The sequence below is a fragment of the Alloalcanivorax marinus genome (assembly GCF_016785095.1).
Classification (GTDB): Bacteria; Pseudomonadota; Gammaproteobacteria; order Pseudomonadales; family Alcanivoracaceae; genus Alloalcanivorax; species Alloalcanivorax marinus_A.
On the sequence record NZ_JAEKJB010000001.1, the window covers coordinates 323,363 to 349,762 of the forward strand.

At 65.9% G+C, this 26,400-nt stretch carries 23 protein-coding genes; 8 read left to right on the forward strand and 15 right to left on the reverse strand.

The genetic code is table 11. The features are described 5' to 3' along the window. Positions 1-3: 3 nt before the first annotated feature. The 9 genes from bamA to rpsB form a co-directional block, all read right to left on the reverse strand. On the reverse strand, positions 4-2,379 hold the full coding sequence (gene bamA / locus JF515_RS01455) for an outer membrane protein assembly factor BamA (RefSeq protein WP_203100216.1): 2,376 nt from the start codon (positions 2,377-2,379) through the stop codon (positions 4-6). Further along, on the reverse strand, positions 2,376-3,689 hold the full coding sequence (gene rseP, locus JF515_RS01460) for an RIP metalloprotease RseP (protein ID WP_203100218.1): 1,314 nt from the start codon (positions 3,687-3,689) through the stop codon (positions 2,376-2,378). Before rseP ends, bamA begins: the two co-directional genes overlap by 4 nt. Further along, complete coding sequence (gene ispC, locus JF515_RS01465) at positions 3,683-4,873, reverse strand: 1-deoxy-D-xylulose-5-phosphate reductoisomerase (protein ID WP_238400766.1); 1,191 nt, start codon at positions 4,871-4,873, stop codon at positions 3,683-3,685. The genes rseP and ispC overlap by 7 nt, the downstream gene beginning before the upstream one ends. Next, positions 4,870-5,694, reverse strand: coding sequence for a phosphatidate cytidylyltransferase (locus tag JF515_RS01470; protein WP_203100220.1), 825 nt, complete (start codon positions 5,692-5,694; stop codon positions 4,870-4,872). Before JF515_RS01470 ends, ispC begins: the two co-directional genes overlap by 4 nt. Then, entirely contained in the window at positions 5,688-6,476 is a 789-nt protein-coding gene (uppS, locus tag JF515_RS01475) for a polyprenyl diphosphate synthase (RefSeq protein WP_203100222.1), read from the reverse strand. Before uppS ends, JF515_RS01470 begins: the two co-directional genes overlap by 7 nt. 91 nt (positions 6,477-6,567) lie before the next feature. Then, positions 6,568-7,125 (reverse strand): ribosome recycling factor, encoded by a 558-nt coding sequence (gene frr / locus JF515_RS01480; RefSeq protein ID WP_203100224.1) that lies wholly within the window; start codon positions 7,123-7,125, stop codon positions 6,568-6,570. Then, positions 7,122-7,871: a UMP kinase gene (gene pyrH / locus JF515_RS01485; RefSeq protein WP_203100226.1), complete on the reverse strand. Its 750-nt coding sequence runs from the start codon at positions 7,869-7,871 to the stop codon at positions 7,122-7,124. The genes frr and pyrH overlap by 4 nt, the downstream gene beginning before the upstream one ends. Positions 7,872-8,102: 231 nt before the next feature. Continuing rightward, positions 8,103-8,987, reverse strand: a complete 885-nt coding sequence (gene tsf / locus JF515_RS01490; protein WP_203100228.1) for a translation elongation factor Ts — start codon at positions 8,985-8,987, stop codon at positions 8,103-8,105. A 66-nt stretch (positions 8,988-9,053) separates the two neighbouring features. Further along, positions 9,054-9,818, reverse strand: a complete 765-nt coding sequence (gene rpsB, locus JF515_RS01495) for a 30S ribosomal protein S2 (protein ID WP_203100230.1) — start codon at positions 9,816-9,818, stop codon at positions 9,054-9,056. Positions 9,819-10,114: 296 nt separating this feature from the next. On the opposite strand from rpsB, the gene map reads away from it, so the two are divergent. The 6 genes from map to dapE all read left to right on the forward strand — a co-directional run bounded on the left by map (position 10,115) and on the right by dapE (position 17,584). Then, a complete protein-coding gene (gene map, locus JF515_RS01500; protein WP_203100232.1) occupies positions 10,115-10,891 on the forward strand; it encodes a type I methionyl aminopeptidase in 777 nt (258 codons plus the stop codon). Between the two features lie 18 nt (positions 10,892-10,909). Further along, complete coding sequence (locus JF515_RS01505) at positions 10,910-13,618, forward strand: [protein-PII] uridylyltransferase (RefSeq protein WP_203100235.1); 2,709 nt, start codon at positions 10,910-10,912, stop codon at positions 13,616-13,618. Positions 13,619-13,636: 18 nt separating this feature from the next. Continuing rightward, positions 13,637-14,818 carry a succinyldiaminopimelate transaminase gene (gene dapC, locus JF515_RS01510; RefSeq protein ID WP_203100236.1) on the forward strand — a complete coding sequence of 394 codons (1,182 nt, stop codon included), beginning with the start codon at positions 13,637-13,639 and terminating at the stop codon, positions 14,816-14,818. 82 nt (positions 14,819-14,900) lie between these two features. Then, positions 14,901-15,245: an ArsC family reductase gene (locus JF515_RS01515; RefSeq protein WP_203100238.1), complete on the forward strand. Its 345-nt coding sequence runs from the start codon at positions 14,901-14,903 to the stop codon at positions 15,243-15,245. Between the two features lie 90 nt (positions 15,246-15,335). Further along, a complete protein-coding gene (dapD, locus tag JF515_RS01520) occupies positions 15,336-16,370 on the forward strand; it encodes a 2,3,4,5-tetrahydropyridine-2,6-dicarboxylate N-succinyltransferase (protein WP_203100240.1) in 1,035 nt (344 codons plus the stop codon). 86 nt (positions 16,371-16,456) lie between these two features. Then, entirely contained in the window at positions 16,457-17,584 is a 1,128-nt protein-coding gene (dapE, locus tag JF515_RS01525) for a succinyl-diaminopimelate desuccinylase (RefSeq protein WP_203100248.1), read from the forward strand. A gap of 74 nt (positions 17,585-17,658) precedes the next feature. On the opposite strand, the gene JF515_RS01530 is transcribed toward dapE, so the two are convergent. Then, a complete protein-coding gene (locus JF515_RS01530) occupies positions 17,659-17,874 on the reverse strand; it encodes a hypothetical protein (RefSeq protein ID WP_203100249.1) in 216 nt (71 codons plus the stop codon). Between the two features lie 178 nt (positions 17,875-18,052). Here JF515_RS01530 and JF515_RS01535 point away from each other — a divergent pair, with 178 nt between their 5' ends. Continuing rightward, complete coding sequence (locus tag JF515_RS01535) at positions 18,053-19,639, forward strand: aldehyde dehydrogenase family protein (RefSeq protein WP_203100250.1); 1,587 nt, start codon at positions 18,053-18,055, stop codon at positions 19,637-19,639. A gap of 26 nt (positions 19,640-19,665) precedes the next feature. Here the strand turns inward: JF515_RS01535 and JF515_RS01540 are convergent, their stop codons facing one another. Then, a complete protein-coding gene (locus JF515_RS01540) occupies positions 19,666-20,610 on the reverse strand; it encodes a DMT family transporter (protein ID WP_203100251.1) in 945 nt (314 codons plus the stop codon). Continuing rightward, on the reverse strand, positions 20,607-21,476 hold the full coding sequence (locus tag JF515_RS01545) for a Dyp-type peroxidase (RefSeq protein ID WP_203100252.1): 870 nt from the start codon (positions 21,474-21,476) through the stop codon (positions 20,607-20,609). Before JF515_RS01545 ends, JF515_RS01540 begins: the two co-directional genes overlap by 4 nt. 147 nt (positions 21,477-21,623) lie before the next feature. Between JF515_RS01545 and plsB the strand changes: the two genes are divergently transcribed. Then, positions 21,624-24,170 (forward strand): glycerol-3-phosphate 1-O-acyltransferase PlsB, encoded by a 2,547-nt coding sequence (gene plsB, locus JF515_RS01550; protein WP_203100253.1) that lies wholly within the window; start codon positions 21,624-21,626, stop codon positions 24,168-24,170. Positions 24,171-24,394: 224 nt separating this feature from the next. On the opposite strand, the gene JF515_RS01555 is transcribed toward plsB, so the two are convergent. Genes JF515_RS01555 through JF515_RS01565 form a run of 3 tightly spaced genes read right to left on the reverse strand, consistent with a single transcriptional unit; the run spans position 24,395 to position 26,385 of the window. Continuing rightward, positions 24,395-25,144, reverse strand: coding sequence for a class I SAM-dependent methyltransferase (locus JF515_RS01555; RefSeq protein ID WP_203100254.1), 750 nt, complete (start codon positions 25,142-25,144; stop codon positions 24,395-24,397). Further along, the gene (locus JF515_RS01560; protein WP_203100256.1) at positions 25,141-25,938 is read right to left on the reverse strand and encodes an undecaprenyl-diphosphate phosphatase; all 798 of its coding nucleotides are present in this window, start codon (positions 25,936-25,938) and stop codon (positions 25,141-25,143) included. The genes JF515_RS01555 and JF515_RS01560 overlap by 4 nt, the downstream gene beginning before the upstream one ends. Positions 25,939-25,950: 12 nt before the next feature. Continuing rightward, a complete protein-coding gene (locus JF515_RS01565) occupies positions 25,951-26,385 on the reverse strand; it encodes an acyl-CoA thioesterase (RefSeq protein WP_203100258.1) in 435 nt (144 codons plus the stop codon). Positions 26,386-26,400 lie beyond the last annotated feature (15 nt).

Sequence of the window (26,400 nt, forward strand, 5' to 3'; positions counted from 1 at the left end):
CTCCTAGAAAGTTTGGCCCAGGGAGAACTGGAACACTTCCGTGTCGTCGCCGGATTCATCGTTGATCGGCGTGGCCAGGTTGAAGCTGAGCGGGCCGATGGCGGTCAGCCAGCTCAGCCCGATGCCCACGGAGGTGCGCAGTTCGGTGGCATCGAAATCGTCGCCGATATCGGTGCGCTGGGTCTCGAACACATTGCCCGCGTCGGCGAACAGGAAAGTCCGCACGCTGCGCGAGTCGGCCGCGAACGGCGTCGGGAAGATCAGCTCCAGGCTGGCTTCGGTGAGCAGGTTACCACCAATCGGGTCCGGATCGGGATCGTTGGTGCCCTGCTGCTGATAGTAAAGCGCTTCGGAACGCGGGCCCAGTGAACGCGACTCAAAACCGCGCACCGAACCGATGCCGCCGGCGTAGTAGGCTTCGAAGAACGGCAGCACTTCATCGTCGCCGTAGCCGTCACCGTAACCCACGTTGGCGCGGGTACGCAGCGTCCAGTCGCCGACGATCGGGAAGTACTTCTCCCCTTCCCAGCTCACTTTATAGAACAGGTAATCGGAGCCGGGCACCGCGGTCTCCAGCTCGAAGGTGCTGGCCCAGCCACGATCCGGCAGGATGCCGCGGTTCAGGGTGCTGGTGCGCAGCGAGGCATTGAACTTGAACTCGTTGAACTTCTCCCCTTCCTGCTCGATGAAATCATCGATCGCCACGGCGATGTAGTCGCCGCGCTGCACCTTGGTCTGCTCGACACCACCGCCGAAGTTCAGACGGGTGTATTCGGAAATCGGATAACCAAAGGTCACCGAGCCGCCGGCGCGGTCCGCCGCGTAGGACGAGATGCGGGTCTCGTCGAAGTCGATTTTCGAGTAGAACAGGCTGAAGCCCCGGCTCACCCCGTCCAGAGTGTAGTACGGGTTGTAGTGCGAGAAGCTGTAGGAGTCGCGGATATCACTGCGGCTCAGGGAGAACGACACCCGGTTGCCGCTGCCACGGAAGTTGTTCTGGCTGATGTTGGCGCCGAAGATCACGCCGGAGGCATCGGAATAGCCCACGTTGGCGCCGATGGAACCGGACGGCTGCTCTTCCACGTCATAGTTCACGTCCACCAGATCCTCGGAGCCCGGCACCCGCTCGGTATCCGCCTGCACGGTACTGAAGTAGCCGAGCCGCTGCAGACGTTCCCGGGAAAGATCGATCAGAGAAGTGTTGGCCGGCGCGTCCTCGAACTGACGCAGCTCGCGGCGCAGCACTTCGTCGGAAGTCTTGGCGTTGCCGCTGAAGCCGATGCGGCGCACATAGACGCGGCGACCCGGATCCACGTAGAAGGTCACGTCCACGGTATTGCCGTCGCCGGTCTCCTGCTCCACGCCGCGCACCTCGGCGAAGGTGTAGCCTTCGTTGCCCAGGCGGCGCTTGATCAGGTCACTGGTGTAGGTCACCAGTTGCTGGCTGAACACCTGGCCCTTCTGGATCACCACCAGCGGTTTCAACTCCTTCTCGCTGACCACCAGATCACCGGAAAGCTGCACGTCGTTGACGCGGAACTGCTCGCCCTCGGCCACGTTCACCGTGATCAGCACACGTTCGCGATCCGGAGTCACGGACACCTGGGTGGATTCGATGGAGAAGTTGATGTAGCCCCGGTCCAGGTAATAGGAACGCAACCGTTCCAGGTCACCGGCCAGACGTTGACGGGAATATTTATCGTCGCCCTTGATGAACGACCAGAAGTGGGACGGGCTGAGCTCGAAGTCCTCGAGCAATTCCTCGTCGCTGAACAGGGTATTGCCGACGATATTGATGTCGCTGATGCGCGCCGCCTTGCCCTCGTAGATGTTGATCTTGAGAGCCACCCGGTTGCGCGGCAGCGGCGTCACCTCGGTTTCGATGTCCGCGCCATAACGGCCCTGGGCGATGTACTGGCGCTCCAGCTCGCCGGAGATCGACTCCAGGGTGGAGCGCTGGAACACCTCACCCTCGGCCAGGCCGGCCTGGGTGAGCCCCTTGCGCAGGTCCTCTTCCTGAATCGACTTGTTCCCGTCCAGCTCGATGCGGGCGATGCTGGGGCGCTCGGCCACCACCACCACCAGATCGTCGCCGTCGCGGCCCAGTTGCACATTCTCGTAGTTGCCGGTGGCGAACAGCCGCTTGACCGCCTCGCGCACGTCATCCTTGTCGATGGTGTCACCGGGCTGGATCGGCAGGGCCGCGTAGACCCGTTCCACCGGCAACCGCTGCAGGCCCTCGACGCGGATGTCATGGACCTTGTACGGCAACAGTCCGGCGGACGTTTGCGCCTGGGCCGGGAAGAAAATGCAGAAAGAAACGATGACGAGCGTGGCGCCAAGCAGGCGACTTAGAGGGTTATTCGCGGCGAAATTCATGAAAACTGTCGCACCAGGTCGTTATAGATGGCCAACAACATGAAACTGACCACCAGCGTCAGCCCCACGCCCTGAGCGGTCATCAGCAACCGCTCCGGCAGGCTGCGCCCGCGTATCATTTCAATGATGCCGAAGAGAATCCAGCCACCGTCCAGCATGGGCACGGGCAGCAAATTGATCACCCCGAGGGTGATGCTCAGATACGCCAGCAGCATAAGGAAGCTGGCGAAACCCACGGCGGCGCTTTCACCGGCCACCTGGGCAATGGTCACCGGGCCGCCGAGACTGTCCAGCGGCAAATGACCGGTGAATAACTTGACCACGCTGGCCCAGATCACGTTCACCTGTTGGGCGAAACGATCACCGGCGGCACCCACCGCGGCCACGGGATTGTAGGTGTGCTCCACCAGGCCGCCGGGCGCCACGCCCAACTGGCCCACGGTGCGCCCCTGATACTCCACCGGCAACGGATACAGCGTCAGTGACACCTGACGACCGTCGCGCAGCACGGTGGCGGGCAGCGCCTCGCCGGCGCTGGCCTGCAGCAGATCACGCCAGGACGCCCAGCCGGTGACCGGCTCGCCGGCGGTGGTCAGCACCTGATCATCGACGCGGATGTCGGAACGGGTGGCGCCGCTGTCCTCGGCGACCCGGCCGATCAGCACCGCCTGGTGCAGGCCCAGGGCGGAGAACGGCGATTGCTCCGGGTCGGCGGACCACGGGCCCAGGTTCAACTCGCGCACCGTGGTGCCGCCGCCGGCCTCGCGGACCCGTACCGGCACCGGTGCTTCCTCGCCCAGGTGCAGCACCAGGGCGCTGATCACGTCCTGCCAGCCTTCCACCTCGCGGCCATCCACCGCCAGCCACTGGTCACCGGCCTGGAAACCGGCCTCGGCCGCCGCCGATTGCGGCGCCGGCGCGCCCACCACCGCCAGGCTGTCGCGCTGGCCCACGGCCATCATCAGCAGCCAGTAGATCAGGAAGGCAAGAATGAAATTGAACACCGGGCCGGCGGCATAGACCACCACCCGCTGCCAGGCCGGCTTGCCGGAGAACTCCTCGTCCTCGCGGGCGTCCGGCGGCAGTTCATCGTCACGGCGATCCAGCGGCTTGACGAAGCCGCCCAGGGGAATGGCGCTGATTACCCAGTCGGTGCCTTTTTTGTCGGTAAAACGCGCCAGGCGCGGGCCGAACCCCACGGAGAAGGTGAGCACGCGCACACCGAAAGCGCGCATGGCCAGAAAGTGGCCCCACTCATGAAATGCCACGATGACCACGATGGTGACCACAAAGGCCAGCAGCGTCAGCATGCCTTCTCCTCGATCAGGCGCCGGGCCAGGCCGCGCGCCTCGCTATCCACATTCATCACCGCGTCCACGTCGGCGCAGGCCGGCGCCGGCAGTCGCGACAGGGTCTCCGCCACCACCGCGCCGATGCCGTTGAAGCTCAGGCGGCGGTCGAGAAAGGCGGCCACCGCCTCCTCGTTGGCGGCATTGAGCACCGCGGTGGCGGCGCCGCCGGTTTCCATGGCCTGACGGGCCAGCCCCAGGCAGGGAAAGGCCGCGTCGTCCGGGGCCTGGAAATCCAGGCCCGCCAGGGCCGCGAAATCCAGCCCCGGCGCGCCGGATTCAATACGATCCGGCCAGGACAAGGCGCAAGCGATCGGCGTGCGCATGTCCGGCGTGCCCATCTGCGCCAGCACCGAACCATCCAGGTACTCGACCATGGAGTGCACCACGCTTTGCGGGTGAATCACCACCTCGATGCGCGCCGGCGGCACGTCGAACAGCCAGCACGCCTCGATGAACTCCAGCCCTTTGTTCATCAGGGTGGCGGAGTCCACGGAAATCTTCGGGCCCATGTCCCAGTTGGGATGGCGTACCGCCTGCTCCGGCGTCACCGACGCCAGCCGCGCCCGGTCCCAGCCCAGAAAAGGGCCGCCGGAAGCGGTCAGCAGCAGGCGCCGAACGCCGGGGCCCACGCCGTCGGCGGGCAGGCACTGGAAGATGGCGTTGTGCTCCGAATCCACCGGCAACAGCGTGGCGCCGTGGTGTTTCACGGCGTCCATGAACAGAGCGCCGGTGACCACCAGGGTCTCCTTGTTGGCGAGCAGGATCTTCTTGCCCGCCTCCACCGCCGCCAGAGTCGGTCGCACGCCGGCGGCGCCGACGATGGCCGCCACCACGGTATCCGCCTCGTCCAGGGCCGCCACGCGGGCCACGCCCTCGTGGCCACCCAGGACCTCGGTGTCAGACCCGGCCTCCCGGAGATGGTTCCGGAGCGCCTCGGCGCCGGCCTCGTCGGCCAGGGCGGCGTAGCGCGGGTGCCAGGCCAGGCAGTGTTCGGCCAGTTCCCGCCAGCGATGGCCGGCGGTCAGGCCGACCACCCGGTAGCGCTCCGGGTGGCGCGCCAGCACGTCCAGGGTCTGGCGACCGATGCTGCCGGTGGCGCCGAGAATGGTAACCGCTTCAACGGGCTCAGTCTTCCCGATCAAGGATGACCTCCCGGGAGCGCGAACCAGTTGAGGCCGGCCAGCGCCACCGGCAGCGCCGCGGTGACGCTGTCGATACGGTCCAGCATGCCGCCGTGGCCGGGCAGCACCGTGCCGCTGTCCTTGATGCCACGCTCGCGCTTGACCATGCTCTCGAACAAATCACCCAGCACCGAGGCCAGGACCGTCATCAGGGCCACCACCATGAGCGCCGGCAGCGAGGCATTCAGCCAGCCGGTGTAGAACACCGCCGCCACCACCGCCAGGGCCAGCACCACGCCACCGACCAGGCCTTCCACGGTCTTGCCGGGGCTCACCAGGGGCGCCAGCTTGTGGCGGCCCAGGGCACGTCCGGCGAAGTAGGCGCCGGTATCCGCCGCCCACACCCAGACCAGAATGAACAACAGTGCCCAGGGGCCGGCCAGCCCCAGGGCACCGTGGTCCTGCAGCTCCACCACCGCCATCCAGGACGGCACCAGCAGCAGCCAGCCCACCGGCGCCATCAGCGCCGGCCGGAACCAGTAGCGGGCATTGCGCGGATAGCCCAGCACCGCCACCAGAGCGAGCAGCCACCACAGCGGCAGCACGGTAAGCACCCAGGCCGGGCGCAGGGTCTCGGCGGCCACCATCAGCACCGCCAGCAGCACGCACCAGAGCAGGCGCAGCGCCAGGGACCAGCGGCCGATCATCGCCGACCATTCCCAGCCACCGACCAGGAAGAAGGCCCCCGCCACCAGCGCGAAGGGCGTCCGCCCCAGCCCGAAAACCGCCCCCAGAACCACGGGCAGCAGGACCAGGGCGGTGATCACCCGGAGTTTCAGCATTGTTGTTCTCCGTCGGGCTCGTTCACCTGATCGCCGGAGCGACCGAAACGGCGCTGGCGGCCCGCATAGTCTTCCAGGGCGGCATCCAGGGCGTCGCCGTCGAAATCCGGCCACAGCGCCGGCGTGAAGTACAACTCCGCGTAGGCCGCCTGCCACAGCAGAAAATTGCTTAAACGCCGCTCGCCACCGGTGCGGATCAACAGATCCAGCGGCGGCAAGCCGGCGGTGGAAACACGGGCGTCGAGGGCGGCGGCGTCGATGTCCGCCGGGTCCAGGCGGCCATCGCGGGCATCGCGGGCCAGGGAGGCGGCGGCCTGGGCCAGATCCCACTGGCCACCATAATTGACCGCCACCACCAGGGTCATGCGGTCATTGCCGGCGGTGCGCGCCTCGGCCTCGGCCATGCCCAGGCGCAACGGCTCCACGAAAGCGTCGCGGTCACCGATGAAACGCAGCCGCACGCCGTTGCCGTGCAGTTCGTCGACGCGCTCGCCGAGCGCGTTCACGAACAGCCCCATGAGGTGGTTGACCTCGTCCTCGGGACGGCGCCAGTTCTCGGAGCTGAAGGCGAACAGGGTGACCACTTCGATGCCATGGCGGGCCGCCCGGCGGATCACTTTCTGCACGGTGCGCTCGCCGGCGCGGTGGCCGTCCGCGCCGGGCAGGCCGCGATGCCGCGCCCAGCGGTTGTTGCCATCCATGATGATCGCCAGGTGCCGGGGCACGGCGCCCCGGTGACTGTCGATATCCGGCGCGGAAGAGTCGGGTGTCTTATCGTCCATAAAAAAAGATCGGGCTGCCGCAAGCGGCATCCCGATATCACCGTTCAGTGTATTCGGACAACGGCCGGAGCGGGCGCTGCGCCCTGCCCGCTTATACCGTCATCAACTCCTCTTCCTTCACTTTCAGCATCTTGTCCACTTCAGCCACCATCTTGTCGGTAAGCTGCTGGATCTGTTCCTCGCCGTGCCGGGCCTCGTCCTCGGAGATTTCCTTCTCCTTGAGCAGGTCCTTGAGGTCACCGTTGGCGTCACGGCGGATATTGCGAATCGCCACTTTGGCGTTCTCGCCCTCACCGCGCACGTGCTTCACCAGGCCCTTGCGGGTTTCCTCGGTGAGCGGCGGCAGCGGCAAGCGGATCACGGTGCCGGCGGTGGAGGGATTGAGCCCCAGATCGGAGGTCATGATCGCCTTTTCCACATCCGGAACCAGGGATTTGTCGAACGGCGACACGATCAGGGTGCGACCCTCTTCCACGGAGATATTGGCCACCTGATTGAGCGGCGTATCGGACCCGTAGTAACTCACGTGAATTCCGTCCAGCAGGCTCGGATGGGCCCGCCCGGTACGGGTTTTCTTGAGCGCCGAATCCAGCGCCTCAAGGCTTTTCTTCATGCGTGACTGGGCGTCTTTCCGGATGTCCTCGATCACCTTTGTTCCTCGCTGGCTGCTTCCACCAGGGTGCCCTCGTTACCGCCGAGCATCAGGCTCAGCAGCGCACCCTGCTTGTTCATGTTGAACACACGCAACGGCATGTCGTGGTCACGGCACAGACAGATCGCGGTCAGGTCCATGACGCCGAGCTTGCGGTCGATGACCTCGTCGTAGGTCAACCGATCGTATTTCTCGGCCTGCGGATTGGTCACCGGATCGTCATTGTAGACGCCGTCCACCTTGGTGGCCTTAAGAACCACGTCGGCGCTGATTTCGATGCCGCGCAGGCAGGCCGCGGAATCCGTGGTGAAGAACGGATTGCCGGTGCCGGCGCAGAAAATCACCACCTCGCCGTTCTTGAGATGGCGGTTGGCGTTGCGGTGGTCATAATGCTCCACGATACCGCTCATGGGAATGGCCGACATGAGACGGGTGCGGATATTGGAGCGTTCCAGGGCATCGCGCATGGCCAGCCCGTTCATTACCGTGGCCAGCATGCCCATGTGGTCACCGGCCACGCGGTCCAGGCCGGCGGTCTGCAAAGCGGCGCCACGGAACAGGTTGCCGCCGCCGATCACCAGCCCGACTTGCACGCCGATACCCACCAGCTGGCCAATTTCCAATGACAGGGTGTCCAGCACCCGGGGGTCGATGCCGAACCCCTCCTCGCCCGCCAGCGCCTCACCGCTCAACTTCAGCAGAATGCGGTTGTAGCGCGGCGAGCGCTCCTTGTTCTTGGCCATCTCTTGATCTCCGCCACTCATGAATACCCGCCGTTTTTCCGACCGCCGGCTCGCTGCCGGCGGTTAATGAAACCATTTGGAGGCGATCAAGCCAAGGCACCCGGCCGATTTGGCCCGTTCCCCGCCCGATAACGCCCCGGGCCGCGCGTCCGCCCGAAAAAAACGCCTTGCTGGGCTCGGCCAACAAGGCGTTCTTGCGCGGCAGCGCGACAAAGCCAAGCCCCAGCGGGCTTACTGCTTCGCCTGTGCCATCACTTCCGCGGCGAAGTCCACTTCTTCCTTCTCGATGCCCTCGCCGACCACCAGGCGCTCGAACGCCACCACTTCGGCACCGGCGTCCTGCACCAGTTTGCCCACGGTGGTGTTGGGGTCCTTCACGAACGGCTGATCGTTCAGGCTCACTTCCTTGAGGAACTTGTTGATGCGGCCGCCGAGCATCTTCTCGACGATTTCCGCCGGCTTGCCTTCCATGTCCGGCTGGGCACGGATGATTTCACGCTCTTTGTCGAGCACGTCCTCGGGCACCTGGTCGGACTTGACCACCATCGGCGCCACGGCCGCCACGTGCATGGACACATCCTTGGCCAGCTCCGCGTCGCCGCCACCGGACAGGGCCACCAGCACGCCGATCTTGCCGCCGTGCACGTAGGAACCGACCAGGCCGTCGGTGGCGTTCAGACGCACCGCGCGGCGCACCTGGATGTTCTCACCGATTTTCTGAACCAGCGCCTGACGGGCTTCTTCCACGGTGGCGCCCTCTTCGAGCTTGAGCTCGCCGATCTTGGCGGCGTCCACTTCGTCGGCGGCCAGAGCGGCACCGGCAACTTTTTCGCAGAAGCCCAGGAAGTTGTCATCACGGGCCACGAAGTCGGTTTCGGAGTTGATCTCCACCATCACCGCGCGGGTGTTATCGTCGCTGGAAGCCACCACCACGGCGCCTTCGGCGGCGGTGCGGCCGGCTTTCTTGGCGGCTTTCGCCTGGCCGGACTTACGCAGGTCGTCAATGGCTTTCTCGATGTCGCCATCCGCTTCCACCAGCGCTTTTTTGCACTCCATCATGCCGAGCCCGGTGCGCTCGCGCAGCTCTTTCACCATTGCAGCAGTTACAGCAGCCATGCTTAACCTCTTGAAACTTTGTATTCGGGAATGCGTTCGGGGCGGGCCCGGCCCGCCCCGGCGTGATCAGCCTTCGGCTTGCTCGCTGGCGGCTTCGCCTTCGGCGGCCTCCACTTCGACGAACTCGCTCTCGCCGCCGCCCTGGGTCTGGGCGTACTCACGGCCTTCCAGAATGGTGTCGGCGACCGCCTTCACGTACAGCTGGATGGCACGGATGGCGTCGTCGTTGCCCGGGATCACGTAATCGATGTCGTCCGGATTGGAGTTGGTGTCCACCACGGCCACCACCGGAATACCCAGCTTGCGGGCTTCCTGAACGGCGATGTCCTCATGGTCCACGTCCACCACGAACAGAGCATCGGGCAGGCCGCCCATGTCCTTGATGCCGCCGATGGAGCGTTCCAGCTTCTCCATCTCGCGCTGACGCATCAGGTGCTCTTTCTTGGTCAGCTTGCCGAGGGTGCCATCCTGCTCCTGGGCTTCCAGGTCACGCAGGCGCTTGATGGACTGACGAATGGTCTTCCAGTTGGTGAGCATGCCGCCCAGCCAGCGGTGATCCACGTAGGGCATGCCGCAGCGCTTGGCTTCCTCGCGGATCGCCTTCTGCGCGGCGCGCTTGGTGCCAACGAACAGGATCTTGTTGTTGCTGGCCGCCAGCTTGTTCAGGAACGACAGGGCGTCGGTGAACAGCGGCAGGGTGCTTTCCAGATTGATGATGTGGATCTTGTTCCGGGCACCGAAGATGTAGGGTTTCATCTTCGGGTTCCAGTAACGGGTTTGGTGGCCGAAGTGCACGCCGGCCTTCAGCATATCGCGCATGTTTACGCTCATGGTTTTCTCTCCTGGGTTAGGCCTCCACGCTCCCGCATGACCCAACCCTTCTTCCTGGGAAGAACGGGCACCCGGAGCCATGTGACGGAGCGTGTGTGTGATTTCCCTTCGCCGACGCCCAGCGGGTACAATGGCGCACCGCTTCACGGGGCCTGCCCACCGGGGAGCGACGAAGGCGCGCGCTTTATACCACAGCCGCCTGTCACGGGCAACGAGAAAGCGGTATACAGCGCCCGGCCACCACCCGCTTTCTGGCCACCCAAGCCACTGAAAACGCTGGAGTTTCCCTGATCAACATGAATGTCACGATTAAAACCCCGGAAGACATCGCCAAGATGCGCGTAGCCGGCCGCCTGGCGGCGGAAGTGCTGGAAATGATCGGCGAGCACGTGCGCCCCGGGGTCACCACCGAGGAACTGGACCGGCTCTGCCACGACTACATCGTCAACGAGCAGGACGCGATTCCCGCCTGCCTGGGCTACCGGGGCTTCCCCAAGTCCGTGTGCACCTCCGTGAACCATGTGATCTGCCACGGTATCCCCAGCGACAAGAAGGCGCTCAAGAAGGGCGACATCATCAATATCGACGTCACCGTCATCAAGGACGGCTGGCACGGCGATACCAGCAAGATGTTCTACGTGGGCGAACCGTCGGTGCTGGCCCGCCGTCTGGTGGAAACCACCCGGGAATGCATGCTCACCGGCATCAGGATGGTGAAACCCGGCGTGCGCCTGGGCGACATCGGCCACGCCATCCAGAAGCACGCCGAGGCGGAACGCTTCTCGGTGGTGCGCGAATACTGCGGCCACGGCATCGGCCAGGTGTTCCATGAGGAACCCCAGGTGCTCCATTACGGCAAACCCGGCACCGGCCTGGAACTCCAGGAAGGCATGGTGTTCACCATCGAGCCGATGATCAACGCCGGCAAGGCCGCCAACAAGGTGCTGCCCGACGGCTGGACCGTGGTCACCAAGGACCGCAAGCTGTCCGCCCAGTGGGAGCACACCCTGGTGGTCACCGCCGACGGCTACGAGGTACTCACCGCCCGCCAGGAAGAAACCGACCTTTATTAAGGACGCGACGCCGCCACTATGGATTTGACGCCCCAGGATTTGACGCCCCCGCTCAGCCCCGAAAAGCTGCTTGCCGCCCTGCGCGACAGCGACCAGCCCGGCCAACGGGCCCGCGATTTTCTCGAAGAGGGCCAGGCACGGCTGGACGCCGCCTTCGACAAGGCCCCCATCGAGGCCCTGGTGCACGGGCGCGCCGACCTGGTGGACCGGGTGCTGGTGGCGGCCTGGTCCCTGTTCGGCCTGGACGATTTCCAGGACGTGGCCCTGGTGGCGGTGGGCGGCTATGGCCGTGGCGAGCTGCACCCCCATTCCGATGTGGACCTGATGGTGCTGTTCCGCGCCACGCCGACCCAGGACGCCTGCTCCGCCCTGGAGGGTTTCGTCGCCTTCCTGTGGGACATCGGCCTGGAGATCGGCCACAGCGTGCGCACCCTGGATGAGTGCGAAACCCTGGCCGGCCAGGACATCACCGTGGCCACCAACATCATGGAAGCGCGCACCCTGGCCGGCGATGACCGGGTCCGCGAGGATCTGGCGGTGCGCACCGGGCCGGACCGCATGTGGCCCACCGACCGGTTCTTCGCCGCCAAATGGGAAGAACAGACCGCCCGCCACCGCAAGTTCAACGACACCGAATACAACCTGGAACCGGACATCAAGAACGCCCCGGGCGGCCTGCGCGACGTGCAGATGATCGCCTGGGTAGCCAAGCGCCACTTCGGCGGCGACAGTCTGGAGGCCCTGGTGGACGCCGGTTTCATCACCCGCGTTGAGTTCGACGCCGTGACCCGCTGCCTGGACTACCTGTGGCGGGTGCGCTGGCAGCTCCATTCGCTCACCGGCCGCAACGAAAACCGGCTGCTGTTCGACCATCAGCGGCAACTGGCGGAACGCCTCGGCCACCGCGATTCCAACGCCAATCTGGCGGTGGAACTGTTCATGAAGGAGTTCTACCGGGCGGCGCTGGCCCTGTCGGTGCTCAATGACATGCTGCTGCAGCTGTTCGACGAGGCGATCCTGCGCGCCGGCGAGCCGGAACAAGTGCGCCCGCTCAACCGCCGCTTCCAGGTACGCAACAACTACCTGGAGATGAGCGCCCCGGACACCTTCCGCAAGCATCCGTCCGCGCTGCTGGAAGCCTTCGTACTGATGGCCCAGAACCCGGATCTGAAGGGCATCCGCGCCGCCACCGTGCGCGAGCTGATTCACTGCCGACGGCTGATTGACGACGACTTCCGCAACGACCCGGCCAACACCGGCCTGTTCATGCAGCTGCTGCGCAGCCCCCATGCGCTGTTCACCCAACTGCGGCGGATGAAGCGCTACGGCATCCTCGGCAAGTACCTGCCCGAGTTCGGTCGCATCATCGGCATGATGCAGTACGACCTGTTCCATATTTACACCGTGGACGCGCACACCCTGCTGGTGCTCAAGAACATGCGCCGGCTGCGCTACGAGAACATGCGCGATGAGTTTCCGGTGGCCTGCGAGGTGTACTACCGCTTGCCCAAGCCGGAGCTGCTGTACGTAGCCGGCCTGTATCACGACATCGCCAAGGGCCGCGGCGGCGACCACTCGGAACTGGGCGCCGACGACGCCATCGCTTTCTGTCAGCGCCACGGTCTGACCAGTTGGGACGCCAAGCTGTGCGCCTGGCTGGTGCGCAATCACCTGACCATGAGCGTGACCGCCCAGCGCAAGGACATCTCCGACCCGGACGTGGTGCACGAATTCGCTCGCACCGCGGGCGACCTGGTGCACCTGGACTACCTTTACGTGCTCACCGTGGCGGACATCAACGCCACCAATCCGGCATTGTGGAATTCCTGGCGCGCCTCCCTGATGCGCCAGCTTTATATGGAAACCAAGCGCGCCCTGCGCCGCGGGCTCAACAACCCTCAGGACAAGCAGGACTGGATCGACGAGACCCGGGACGAGGCGCTCAAGCTACTCGCCGAACGGGACCACGACATCAAGGCCATCGAGGCCCTGTGGGCCAACATCGGCGACGAGTACTTCCTGCGCGAAACGCCCTGGGACATCGCCTGGCACACTGAAGCGCTACTGGAACGCACCAACGATCGGGACCCGCTGGTGCTGATCCGTGAATCGGAAACCAGCCCGGGTAACCTGGAAGGCGGCTCGCAAATATTCATCTACACGCCGGACACCCGCAATCTGTTCGCCGCCACCGTGAACGCCATCGACAGCCTCGGCCTGACCATCATGGACGCGCGTATTATCACCAGCGCCGACGGTTTCAGCCTGGACACCTACATCGTGCTCGACGAGAACGGCACGCCGATCGGCGACGACTGGCCGCGCATTGAACACATCCGCAAGACGCTCACCGAGACCCTCAAGGAGCCGGAGCACTTCGGCAACACGGTGAGCCGGCGCATGCCCCGGCGCAACAAGCACTTCGACGTCCCCACCCAGGTCACCATCAGCAACGACATCGTCAATGACCGCACCGTGGTGGACGTGCAGACCCTGGACCGCCCCGGCCTGCTGGCGCACATTGGGCGCATCTTCGTGCAATTCGAGCTGCTGGTGCAGAACGCGCGCATCGCCACCCTGGGCGAGAAAGCCGAGGACGTGTTCTTCATTACCGATCTGGACGGCCAACCGGTGTCCGACCCGGAGCTGTGCGAGCGTCTGCGCGATACCCTGATCCGCGAACTGGACGACCGCAGCAAGAACGACACCCTGTCCGTCACCCTCTAGGCCCTGATAAGGAACACCATGAATCCCGATCTGGAACGGCTGCACCCGTATCCGTTTGAAAAGCTGGGCGCCCTGTTCGCCGGCCTGACCCCGGCGGACAAAGCACCCATCGCCCTGTCCATCGGCGAGCCGCAGCACCCGGCGCCGGCGTTCGTGCAACAGGCGCTGCGCGACAATACCGCCCTGCTCGCCAAATACCCGGCCACCGCCGGCCTGCCGGAATTGCGCCAGGCCATCGCCGGCTGGCTGACCCGGCGCTTCAAGCTGGAGAGCGTGGACGCCGACCATCAGGTATTGCCGGTGAACGGCACCCGGGAAGCCCTGTTCGCCTTCGCCCAGGCCCTGCTCGACCGCCGCCGCGACCCGCTGGTATTGATGCCCAACCCCTTCTACCAGATCTACGAAGGGGCCGCCCTGCTCGGCGGCGGCGAACCGGTGTATCTGCCCTGCACCCAGGCCAGCGGCCTGCAACCGGACTTCGACGCCGTGGAAGAGGACGTCTGGCGGCGCACCCAGTTGCTGTTCATCTGCACGCCGGGCAATCCCACCGGCGCGGTGCTCACCAAGGCGCAGCTCAAGGCACTGATCCAGCTCGCCGATAAGTACGACTTCGTGATCGCGTCCGACGAGTGCTATTCGGAAATCTACCGGGACCAGGCGCCCCCGGGGCTGCTGCAGGCCTGCGCCGAACTGGGCCGCCACGACTACCGCCGCTGCGTGGTGTTCCACTCGCTGTCCAAGCGCTCCAACCTGCCCGGGCTGCGCTCCGGCTTCGTCGCCGGTGACGCCGAAATCCTGGCGGGCTTCCTGCGCTATCGCACCTACCACGGCTGCGCCATGCCCGTGCACCACCAACTGGCCAGCATCGCCGCTTGGAACGACGAAGCCCACGTGCGGGAGAACCGCGACTTCTACAACGCCAAGTTCGACGCGGTGCTGGACATTCTCGGCGAGCCTCTTAAGGTATCCGCCCCGGACGCGGGCTTCTATCTGTGGCCAAAGACGCCGGTGGACGACGAGACCTTCGCCCGCCGTCTCAAGGCCGAGGAAAACGTCACCGTGCTGCCCGGCCGTTATCTGTCACGCACCGTGGACGGTCGCAACCCCGGCAAGAACCGGGTACGCATGGCCCTGGTGGCGGAACTCGACCAGTGCATCGAGGGCGCGCGACGCATCCGCGCCCTGATTGAAAGGTTGTAACGGCATCGCGGCCGAAGCCGCTCCTGCAGTCGCTTTGTAGGAGCGGCTTCAGCCACGATCCCAGCATGAAGGAAGCACCACGATGACCACGATCTATGGCATCAAGAACTGCGATACCATGAAGAAGGCCATGAAGTGGCTGGATGAACAGGGCGTGGATTATCATTTCCACGACTATCGCAAGGAAGGCGTGCCCGAGGACCATCTGCGCCGGTGGATGGCGGAACTGGGCTGGGACACGGTGATCAACCGTCGCGGCACCACCTGGCGCAAGCTCGACCCGGAGGTGCGCGACAACATGGACACCGACAGCGCCGTGGCGCAAGCACTGGCCAACCCGTCCCTGATCAAGCGACCGATCCTGCGTACCGATAAACACCTGCGCGCCGGCTTCAACGCCGACGAGTGGAAGGAATTGATAAGATGATTCGCTGACCACGCCCGCACGCTGCACGCTCACACGCAAGATGGCGTGCAGGCGTGATGCGTGGAGCGTGCAAGCGCCAAAGGAGGCAACATGAGCACGATTTTCGCGATGGCCCTGGGCTGTGGCACCAAGAACCGCGACGAGCAATGGCTGGAAGTTTTCTATCCGGACCCCTACCTGAAACCGGACCCGAAACTGGTGGAGGTGGTCCGCGAGGAAGTGGGCTACGAAGGCGGCAACGCGGCCCTCGAACTGACCCACCGGCAGATCCAGCATCTCGCCCGGGAATGGCGGGAAGCCGGCTTCGAGCACGAAGCGAGCTACGCGGTGGCGTTCCAGGAAAGCGAGCGCCCGGTGGTGCTCACCATCCTGGAAACCGACGCCGAACCCGCCTCCACCCCGGAGGCCTACCTGAAGCTGCACCTGCTCTCCCACCGCCTGGTCAAACCCCATGGCGTGGTGCTCAGCGGCATCTTCCCGCTGCTGCCCAACGTGGCCTGGACCAACGAAGGCGCCATCGACCTGAACGAGCTGCCCGAGCGGCAACTGCTTGCACGCCTCAACGGCAAGCTGCTGGAAGTGAACAGCGTCGACAAGTTCCCCAAGATGACCGACTACGTGGTACCCGCCGGCGTACGCATCGCCGACACCGCCCGCGTCCGCCTGGGCGCCTACGTGGGTGAAGGCACCACCGTCATGCACGAAGGGTTCATCAACTTCAACGCTGGCACCGAAGGCCCGGGCATGATCGAAGGCCGCATCTCCGCCGGTGTGTTTGTCGGCAAGGGCTCCGACCTGGGCGGCAGTTCCTCCACCATGGGCACCCTGTCCGGCGGCGGCAACATCGTCATCTCCCTGGGCGAAAACTGCCTGCTCGGCGCCAACGCCGGCACCGGCATTCCCCTGGGCGACCGCTGCACCATCGAAGCCGGCCTGTACATCACCTCCGGCACCAAGGTGGAAGTGCTCGACGAGGACGGCAAGGTGGCCGACACCGTCAAGGCCCGCGACCTGGCCGGCCAGTCCGATCTGCTGTTCCGTCGTAACTCCGTGAGCGGCGCGGTGCAATGCCAGACCAACAAGAGCGCCATCGCCCTCAACGAAGAGCTGCATAAACACAACTGATGCCCGCACGCCGGCACGCGGCACGCACCACGCTTTCCGGCGTGCCAGCGTGCAGCGTGCAGCATGCCGGCGAAGCCGGAGCCTTCATGAGCCGTACACTGGACTACGCCAAGGAACTCATCCGCCGCCCCTCGGTAACCCCCGAGGACAAAGGCTGTCAGGACTGGATGGTGGAAAAACTGGAGGCCCTGGGTTTCCGGTGCGAAACCCTGTGGTTCGAGGAAGTGCGTAATCTCTGGGCCCGGCGCGGCGACGCCGGCCCGCTGTTCGTGTTCGCCGGCCACACCGACGTGGTGCCCACCGGCGACACCAACGCCTGGCGCTTCGACCCGTTCCAACCCACCGAGCACGACGGCCAGCTCTACGGCCGTGGCGCCGCCGACATGAAAGGCTCCATCGCCGCCATGCTGGTGGCGGTGGAAGAATTCGTGGCCGCCCACCCGGACCACGCCGGCAGCATCGGCTTTCTGATCACCGCCGACGAGGAAGGCCCCTCGGTGAACGGCACCGTCAAGGTGGTGGACACCCTGCAGGCGCGTAATGAAGCCATCGACTACTGCCTGGTGGGCGAACCCTCCTCCACCGACACCGTGGGCGACGTGATCAAGAACGGCCGGCGCGGGTCCCTGGGCGCCGTGCTCACCGTGAAAGGCGTACAGGGCCACGTGGCCTACCCGCACCTGGCCCGCAACCCGGTTCACGACGCCGCTCCCGCCCTGGCGGAACTGGCCGCCACCGAATGGGACCAGGGCAACGACTTCTTTCCGGCCACCAGCTTCCAGATCTCCAACCTTAACGCCGGCACCGGCGCCACCAACGTGATCCCCGGCACCTGCGAAGTGGTGTTCAACTTCCGGTTCTCCACGGAGCTCACCGAGGACGAACTGCGCCGGCGCACCGAGGCGGTCCTGGACAGGCACGGCCTGGATTACGAGATCGACTGGAAGCTCTCCGGCCAGCCCTTCCTCACCGACCGGGGCGCGCTGGTGGACGCCACCGTGGCGGCGATCCGCGAGGGCCTGGGCCGCGACACCGAACTGTCCACCGCCGGTGGCACCAGCGACGGCCGCTTTATCGCCCCCACCGGCGCCCAGGTGGTGGAACTCGGCCCGGTCAACGCCACCATCCACAAAGTGGACGAGCACACCGACATCGCCGAACTGGACGCCCTCACCGGCGTTTACCGCCGCGTCCTCGAGAACCTGCTCACCTGATATCGCCCTGGCCAGCCGCTCCTAGGTTGCAAGGCGCGGGGGCGGACCTGGGCCATCGCGACTGAAGCGGCACCTCATCCTTTACCGCGCCCCGCCGTCTCCCGCGTCCCCAGCACAAACAGATAAATCACCCCCACGATGGGGATGAACGCCGCCACGAACCCGGCGGCGGTGGGCAGCAACGGCTTCATCCCCTTGTGCCGCGCGATCAAAAAACTCAACAGCGTACACACCAGGATCCAGGTCCCGGCCAGGGGCGCCCACTGGGCATAGTTGTACTCTTCAAGCATGGCTTCGCCGTCCTCTTCCTTCGATGCCGGCGAGTATCGCAAGCCCACGCACCCCGCGCCAGCCGCCCCCGGCGCCTTTGACGCCGGCGACGCCGCTCGCCGCCGGTTCGCCATTCCCCCGCGCCCGGCGTTATGCTCTGCTGGCGTCTTTGCCGCCTTCCGCCGAAGGGAGTGTCCCATGACCGCCGAGCAGCAGACCGTCACCGACTACAACCCGGCCACCGGCGCCGCCGTGGCCGAGCTCAACCACACCGACCTGGCCACCCTGCCCGAGCGCATCGCCAAGGCCCGCGCCGCCCAACACCGCTGGGCCGCCAAAAGCTTCAAGGAACGGGCCCGGCACCTGCGCCTGATGCGTGACTACATCGTCGAACGCGCCGAGGACCTGGCCACCATCGTCAGCGACAGCAACGGCAAAACCCGGGTCGACGCCCTGGCCACGGAAGTACTCCCCTGTGCCCTCGCCTGTAGCTGGTACGGCAAAAACGCCGGCAAGGTACTGGCTCCCCAAAGGCGCGGCGGCCATCTGCTGTTCGCCAACAAAAGCACCACCGTGGAACACCTGCCCCTGGGCGTGGTGGGCATCATCAGCCCCTGGAACTACCCGCTCTCCATCCCCTTCGGCGAAATCACCATGGCGCTGATGGCCGGCAACGCCGTGCTGCTCAAGGTGGCCGCCGCCACCCCCGCCGTGGGCCGCGCCATCGAACGCATCCTCGACGCCGGCGAGCTGCCCGAGGGCCTGTTCCAGCACATCGTCGGCTCCGGCTCGCAAGTGGCCACCGCCTTCTTCGAGAACGGCATCGACAAGCTGTTCTTCACCGGCAGCGTGCCCGCCGGCAAGACCCTCATGGCCCAGGCCGCGCAAACCCTCACGCCCGTGTCACTGGAACTGGGCGGCAACGATCCCATGATCGTACTCGCCGACGCCGACCTGGAGCGCGCCACCAACGGCGCCGCCTGGGCCGGCTACCAGAACGCAGGCCAAAGCTGCGGCGGCGTGGAACGCATCTACGTGGAAGACAGTGTCCACGACGAGTTCGTCGCCCTGCTCGCCAAGAAAACCCGCGCCCTGCGCCACGGCCCCGGCCAGCGCGACGACATCAGCGTGGACATCGGCAGCCTCACCACCGAAGGCCAGCTGCGCACCGTGCAACAACACCTGGAAGACGCCCTCGCCAAAGGCGCGCGCATCGAAGCCCAGTCGCAACCAGTCGGCGACGTGGAACACGGCTACTTCTTCCCCGCCACCCTGCTCACCGGCGTCAACGACACCATGCTCACCGTATGCGAGGAAACCTTCGGCCCGATCATCGCCGTGGAAAGAGTCACCGACGCCGAACAGGCCCTGACCCGCGCCAACCGCTCCAACCTGGCGCTCACCTCCTCGATCTGGACCCGCGACACCCGCAAAGGCCGCGCGCTCGCCGCGCGCCTGCAAACCGGCGTCACCACCCTCAACGACCACCTCTACACCCACGGCCTCTCCGAAGCCCCCTGGGGCGGCTGGAAAGAATCCGGCATCGGCCGCACCCACGGCCCGGAAGGCCTGCTCGAAATGACCAACGCCAAGGTCATCAACTGGGACCGGCTACCCGCCAAACGTAACCTCTGGTGGTACCCCTTCGACCAGGCCACCTACCGGGGCCTGCTCAACGCCCTCCACTTCGCCTTCCCCCGCGGCCCCCTCAAATGGCTCGGCGCCAGCCTCAAGCTGACGCCCTTCCTGGTCCGCAAGATGTTCAGCAAATGGAAGGTGGATTAGGGCTCGCCAGCCTGAACGAGCCGCCCCTACCGATCCCAAACCAGAATCAGCAAGCCGCTGCCGGTGATCAGGCCGATGCCGAGCCAGGTCGAGGGGTCGGGGAAGTCGCCGAAGATGAGCCAGCCGATGAGGACGGCGGAGACCATTTCCATGTAGCTCACTGGGGCGAGGATGGGGGCGGCGGCGTATTCGAAGGCGCGGATGATGAGGAAGTGGGCGAAGGCGCCGATGGCGCCCATGAGCACCATCAGGGCCCAGCCGGCGGGGTCCGGGGCGCGCCAGGTGGCGGGGACGATCAGGCTGAGCACGGCGAGGCCGAAGACAGCGGTGTAGAGCAGGGTTACCGAGGGGCGGCCGCTGCCGGCGAGGCGGCGGGTGGTGAGTTGGTAGAAGGCGTAGCTGAGGCCGGCGCCGAGGGCCAGCAGGCTGGCCCAGTGGAAGGCGCCGACGCCGGGGCGGATTACCACCAGGGTGCCGGCGAAGCCGATCGCCACGGCGATCCAGCGGCGCGGGCCGGCGCGTTCGCCAAGGATCAGCGGCGCCAGGGCGGTGCTGGCGAGGGGGCCGATGAATACCAGGGCCAGGGCGTTGGCCATGGGCAGGTACGCCAGGGCGCCGAAGTAGCCCAGGGTGGTGAGCAGCAGGCAGGCGCTGCGCAGGGTCTGCATGCCCAGGTGGCGGGGGATCAGGTCACGGGGGCGCAGGCGCCAGAGCAGCAGCGCGCCGAGCAGCAGGAAGTGGAACAGGTAGCGGGCCCAGGTGACCTGGACCACGTGGTACTGCTCGCTGAGGGACTTGGCCAGGCCGTCCATGAGCGGCAGGGTCATGACGCCGGCGGCCATCAGGGCAATGCCCAGCCAGGGCCTGGGCGGTCGGCTGCCGAGCGCCGTGGCGGGCGGGCCCGGCGGCGCCGGCGGCGGAGTGGTCGGCGCCCGTGGCGGGTAATTCGGCGCCCGTGGCGGATAACTCAAAGCGCCGCCAGCCACTCCTGGGTGGGGGCGTACCACCAGGAGCTGGTCACCGGGTGGGTGAAGTCCAGCATGCGGTCGCGGACGCCGTCCTCGGTGAGGCCGTACATGCGCCGCAGCAGGTAATCGAAGCGGTCCAGTTCGCAGCTGAAGGCGAGGAAATACAGGCCGTGCTCGGTGGTGGAGCCGTAGGGCACGGAGCGGCGCCAGATTTTCTGCGGCACGCCGTCGCGGTCCACGTCGGTGCGTCCCACGTGGGCGTTGTCCGGCATGCGTTCATCGTCGAATTCCACGGCATCGGCTTTGGTGCGGCCGAACACGTTTTCCTGCTCGGCCACCGGCATTTTGTGGAAGTCCTCCAGACCGCCGTGCACCCATTTCTGGCTGAGCACCCAGCTGCCGCCGGCGGCGGGATGGGGATCAGGGATAATGGCGGCCTGGCGGGCGGCCTCCCCTTCCGGGTTGCCGATGCCGTCGACGAATCCGCTCAGGTCGCGCAGGTCGTGGTAGACGAAGGCGTCCACTTCCAGTTGCAGGGCCAGCTCATCGCGCAGTTGCCGGTGCACCGCCAGGCCGGTGTCGAACAGGTCGCCGCGGTTGTCGGCCTGCACCCAGACGAACAGGTCACCCTGGGTGGCGGGTACCTGGCCTTCCAGGTAGAAAGCGGGAAAATCAAACTTCGAGGACAGACGCGACCACAGCCCGGGGCCGAAGGCCACCAGTACCGGCGTGCGCTCACCGGCCAGGGCCAGGGCCTGGCGCAGGGCCCGGCGGATGCGGTCTTTGTCGTGGCCGCCACCGAGGGCGTATTCGAGAAACAAATGCTGGGTGTAGCTGCGGTCGAAAATCCCCGCCTGATGCTCTGACACCTGGCTTCCCCCTTGTCTTGTATTGAATCATTGAGGTCGGGATTCTACGGCGCCGTGACAGCCGCGCGCCAGTGCGACATACGGTGGTGCGCGAGACCGCTCTCCTTAGGTAGAATCGGCGGTCCATTCGCCACGATTTTGGCCCCTATGACGCCCTGGTTAGGACTGGACCGACTTTTCTTCCTGTTGATCCGCGCGTTCATGCGCCTGTGCACCCGGATCCGGGCACTGCCCGGCGATCCGGAAGAACTGCAGCTGGATCCCAATAAACCCGTGGTGTATGTGCTGCGCGACCGCTCCGTGGCGGACGCCGCGGTGGCGGACCAGGCGGCGCGGCGGCTGGGCCTGAGCGCGCCCAAGGCATCGCTGACCCTGGGCAAGCAGCATCTGTCGCGCAGCTATTTCCATGTCTACAAACGCGAGATGTCGGTGGCGCGACAGCGCCGGGCGATCACCCCCGCGCGGCTGCAGCGGCTGGTGGCGGGGCTCAAACAGAACGCCGAGCTGGACGTGCAGCTGGTGCCGGTATCCGTGTTCTGGGGTCGTCAGCCGGAGAAGGAAAGCTCCCTGTGGCGGATCATCTTCTCCAACAACTGGTCGCCGCCGGGCCTGATCAAGAAATTCCTGATCATCCTGACCCAGGGTCGGGATCTGTACGTGCAGTTCAGCCCGCCGGTGTCCCTGCGCCAGGTGATGGATCAGTGCCGCTCCGACGACCAGGTGGTGCGCAAGACCTCGCGCATTCTGCGCGTGCATTTCCGGCGCCAGCAGGAGGCGGCCATCGGGCCGGACCTGTCCCACCGCCGCACGCTGAGCTACGCCATCATGGAGGCGCCCTCGGTGCGCGAGGCGATCGCCGAGGCCGCCGCCGAGAACAACGAGAGCGAGGATAAGGTGATGGCCCGCGCCCGGGGCTATGCCCTGGAGATCGCGGCGGACTATTCGCACACCGTGATCCGTGCCCTGGAGCTGTTTCTCAACTGGCTGTGGAACCGGCTTTACGACGGCATCCGCCTGTACAATCTTGAGCACCTGACCCAGGTGGCCCGCGACCACGAAGTGATCTACGTGCCCTGCCACCGCAGCCACATCGACTACCTGCTGCTCAGCTTCGTGGTCTACCGCAATGGCCTGGTGCCGCCGCACATCGCCGCCGGCATCAACCTGAACCTGCCGGTGGTGGGCACCATCCTGCGCCGGGGCGGTGCCTTCTTCATGCGCCGCAGCTTCCGCGATAACCCGCTCTACGCGGCGGTGTTCTACGAATACCTGCACAGCATCACCACCCGGGGCTTTTCCATCGAGTATTTCGTGGAGGGTGGCCGCAGCCGCTCCGGGCGCATGCTGCAACCGCGCACCGGCATGCTGGCGATGACGGTGCGCAGCTTCCTGCGCGACGCGCGCAAGCCGATCGCCTTCGTGCCGGTGTACATCGGCTACGAAAAGGTGATTGAAGCCAGCACCTACATGGGCGAGCTGGGCGGCGGCAAGAAGAAGAAGGAATCGATATTCCGCCTGGTGAAATCCCTGAAAGTGCTGCGCAGCCACTTCGGCCAGGTGCACGTGAACTTCGGCGAGCCGATCAAGCTGGTGGACTATCTGGACGATCACCGGGAGGGCTGGCGCAACGAGGAACTGAGCGTCAACGAGACCCCGGACTGGTTCAAGCACACCATCAACGACCTGGGCCGCGACGTGGTCACCGGCATCAATGCCGCCGCCGTGGCCAACCCGGTGAACCTGATCAGCCTGGCGCTGCTGGCCACGCCCAAGCACACCATGGATCTGCAGCAGCTGCGCCAGCAGTTGCAGCTCTACATCAATCTGCTCGGCGAGGCGCCCTACAGCGACACCGCCCGCCTGGCGGAGACCGACGCCGAGACCATCATCGAGTACGGCCTGGAACACGAGTTCCTGATCCGCGTGGCGCACCCACTGGGCGACGTGGTCACCACCGATCCCAAGACCGCCCTGCAGATGGCCTATGTGCGCAACAACAGCCTGCACCTGTTCATCCTGCCCGGGCTGATCTGCTCGCTGTTCCTCAACGCCCGGAGCATCAGTCTGGACGTGCTGCAGAGCATGATCGCCCTGCTCTACCCGTTCTTCCGCAACGAGTATTTCCTGCACTGGCGCGAGGACCAGGACCTGACCTCGGCGGTGGAGCGCATCGCCACGGTGCTGGAGGAACACGGCCTGGTGAACCGCGAAGGCGACTGCCTGCACGGCGTCGCCATCCACACCCACGCCTCGGACATGCTCGCCCACCTGGGTCAGACGGTGATGCCTTCCCTGGAGCGCTACTACCTGACCATCCGCCTGCTGGTGCAGTACGGCGACGGACGGCTCACCGCCGACCAGCTCGGCGACCTGGCCCACCACACCGCCCAGCGGCTGTCGCTGCTGTATGAGTTCAACTCACCGGAATTCTTCGACAAGGTGGTGCTGCGCAACTTCATCCGCCAGTTGCTGGACACCGAGCTGGTGTGGCTGGACGACGACGATCAGTTGCACTTTGGCGACAACCTGCGCGCCCTGGACGACGAGGCCCGGCGCATTCTCAGCCCGGACATCAGCCAGGCGATCCAGCGCGTCACCCGGGTGCCGCAGTTGGAGGAAGCCCTGGCCCGCACCGCCGAAGAGGAACAATCCGCGGACGCCAACCCGGCGAAAGGCACTGAGGCGGGCAAATAGCCCGCCGCGCCTTAGTTAACAGTGAACAGTTAACAGTGAATAGTTAATAGCTAACTTCAAAACACCGTTGCAGAAACGCAGGGCAGGCGCTGCGGGTTCGCAAGGCCTGCGCGCGGTCAGTGCCGCCGGGCTGATCGCGACTGAAGTCTCTCCTACGGACCCTCTCCCTGCGGAGAGACACAAGGAGCGACTGGGCGGCATTCCGCTTCAGTCGCGATCGGCCTCTAAGCCGGCGACAACGGCATATAAACATCGAAGCGTACGGTTTTGCCTTCGTGGCCGTGGTGCGGCGCCACGCCGGCCAGGGGCGGCGCCTTGCGGGGGCGCTTCACCACCACGCGGCGGGCGTTCCGGGCCCGGGCCAGGGCCAGCAGCGCCGCCTCTTCCTCCAGGTCCGGATAAGCGCACAGCGTCTGCAGCCATTGCAGATCCTGCTTCACGGCGGCGCTCTTGGCCCGCGCCGGGAACATGGGGTCCAGATACACCGCGTGCCAGGGCCCGGCGGGCAATGCCACCTCGGTGGCCTCGCCGGCGGGCAGCAGGGTCAGACGCGCCGCCAACTCGGTGTCGGCGGCCCGGGCCAGGCCGTCCGCCAGCAGCGCCTGCAGTGCCGGCTGGCGCTCCACCAGGGTCACCGGAAAACCGGCGGCGGCCATCAGGGCGGCGTCGCGGCCCAGGCCGGCGGTCAGATCCAGCACCCGGTCAATACCGTCCCGGGGCTTGCCCAAGGCCTTGATCAGGCGCTCATGGCGGGCGCGCTCGGCGGCCAGCCGGTAGCCCTGGCGGCCGCCGAGAAAATCCACCTTGAGCGGCGCGGCGCGGGCCGCCGGGTCCCACAAACTGAGGGCGCCATCGTCACCGGCCGGGCCCAGCACCAGGGCGAAACCCCGCTCCCGCGCCTCGGCCACCGTGGCCACCGGCGCGCCGCCGGCCACCGCCGGGGCACCGGGCAGGCAGCCCACCGCCGCGCTCATACGAACCAGATAAAGAGAATGGCGCCCAGCAACAGGCGGTAGACCATGAACGGCAGCATGCCGAGCCGGTCCAGCAGGCGCAGGAAGAAGACGATGGTCAGGTAGGCGGTGATCGCGCTTACCGCCACGCCCAGGGCCATATGGGCCCAATCCACCGCCTGCTGGCTTTCGATCAGGTCCTTGGTCTTGAGCAGGCCGGCGCCCAGAATCACCGGCACCGACATCAGGAACGAAAAGCGCGCCGCGTCCTCGCGGCGGAAGCCCAGCGCCAACGCCGCGGTAATGGTGATGCCGCTGCGCGAGGTGCCGGGAATCAGCGCCACCGCCTGGGCCAGCCCGATCAGCAGGGCACTGCCCACGCCCACCTGATCCACACCCCGGCGCCGGGCACCGAATACGTCCGCCAGCCACAGGGCGACGCCGAACACCACCGTGGTGGTGGCGATCACCGCCGCCGAGCGCAGCTCGTTCTCGATCAGGTCCTTGAGCAGAAAGCCCGCCGCCACCGCCGGAATGGTGGCCAGCACCACCAGCAGGCCCAGGCGCAGGTCAGGGTTCATGCGCCGTTCCACCAGGCCCTGGCCGGCACCCCGGGTCATGCCCCACAGATCCCGGCGGTAGTAAACCACCACCGCCAGCAAGGTGCCCAGATGCACCGCCACGTCGAACGCCAGCCCCTGGTCCGGCCAGCCCAGCACCTGGGAGGGCAGAATCAGATGGGCGGAACTGGAGATCGGCAGGAATTCCGTCAGTCCCTGAATCAGCGCCAGGATCAGCGCCTGGAAATTGTCCATTCAATGATTTCCTTATTCCTCGGCGGTGATCTGGTAGCCGCTGAGGAATTCCGGCGGCATGCGGCGCGGCTTGCCGGAATCCAGGGCCACGCACACCCATTTGGTGCGCCCGCGCAGCAGGGTCAGGCCGTCGCTTTCGCGCACGATCTGGTAACGGCGGGTGATGGTGATGCGCTGGTCGTTTTCCACGATCCAGGTACCCACCCGCAGGGTCTCGCCCTGGTAGGCCGGGGCCAGGTAGTCCACCTCGGTGTGGCGCGCCACCATGCAGCGGTTGAGGCGCTGGTATTCATCCCAACCCAGCCCCAGCACCTGGGTGTGCTGCCAGGCAATCCTCTCCATGTAACGCAGGTACTCGGTGTTGTTCACATGGCCGAGCACATCGATGGATTCCGGCGCCACCACCACTTGCAGCTCGTGAACATCCGGCAGGTCCCATTCGATCATTTCGTTTCTCCTTGG

Coding starts and splice junctions, on each gene's coding strand:
- bamA (WP_203100216.1), bottom strand. CDS start 2,379: ATGAATTTCGCCGCGAATAACCCTCTAAGTCGCCTGCTTGGCGCCACG.
- rseP (WP_203100218.1), bottom strand. CDS start 3,689: ATGCTGACGCTGCTGGCCTTTGTGGTCACCATCGTGGTCATCGTGGCA.
- JF515_RS01470 (WP_203100220.1), bottom strand. CDS start 5,694: ATGCTGAAACTCCGGGTGATCACCGCCCTGGTCCTGCTGCCCGTGGTT.
- uppS (WP_203100222.1), bottom strand. CDS start 6,476: ATGGACGATAAGACACCCGACTCTTCCGCGCCGGATATCGACAGTCAC.
- pyrH (WP_203100226.1), bottom strand. CDS start 7,871: ATGGCCAAGAACAAGGAGCGCTCGCCGCGCTACAACCGCATTCTGCTG.
- tsf (WP_203100228.1), bottom strand. CDS start 8,987: ATGGCTGCTGTAACTGCTGCAATGGTGAAAGAGCTGCGCGAGCGCACC.
- rpsB (WP_203100230.1), bottom strand. CDS start 9,818: ATGAGCGTAAACATGCGCGATATGCTGAAGGCCGGCGTGCACTTCGGC.
- map (WP_203100232.1), top strand. CDS start 10,115: ATGAATGTCACGATTAAAACCCCGGAAGACATCGCCAAGATGCGCGTA.
- JF515_RS01505 (WP_203100235.1), top strand. CDS start 10,910: ATGGATTTGACGCCCCAGGATTTGACGCCCCCGCTCAGCCCCGAAAAG.
- dapC (WP_203100236.1), top strand. CDS start 13,637: ATGAATCCCGATCTGGAACGGCTGCACCCGTATCCGTTTGAAAAGCTG.
- JF515_RS01515 (WP_203100238.1), top strand. CDS start 14,901: ATGACCACGATCTATGGCATCAAGAACTGCGATACCATGAAGAAGGCC.
- dapD (WP_203100240.1), top strand. CDS start 15,336: ATGAGCACGATTTTCGCGATGGCCCTGGGCTGTGGCACCAAGAACCGC.
- dapE (WP_203100248.1), top strand. CDS start 16,457: ATGAGCCGTACACTGGACTACGCCAAGGAACTCATCCGCCGCCCCTCG.
- JF515_RS01530 (WP_203100249.1), bottom strand. CDS start 17,874: ATGCTTGAAGAGTACAACTATGCCCAGTGGGCGCCCCTGGCCGGGACC.
- JF515_RS01535 (WP_203100250.1), top strand. CDS start 18,053: ATGACCGCCGAGCAGCAGACCGTCACCGACTACAACCCGGCCACCGGC.
- plsB (WP_203100253.1), top strand. CDS start 21,624: ATGACGCCCTGGTTAGGACTGGACCGACTTTTCTTCCTGTTGATCCGC.
- JF515_RS01555 (WP_203100254.1), bottom strand. CDS start 25,144: ATGAGCGCGGCGGTGGGCTGCCTGCCCGGTGCCCCGGCGGTGGCCGGC.
- JF515_RS01560 (WP_203100256.1), bottom strand. CDS start 25,938: ATGGACAATTTCCAGGCGCTGATCCTGGCGCTGATTCAGGGACTGACG.
- JF515_RS01565 (WP_203100258.1), bottom strand. CDS start 26,385: ATGATCGAATGGGACCTGCCGGATGTTCACGAGCTGCAAGTGGTGGTG.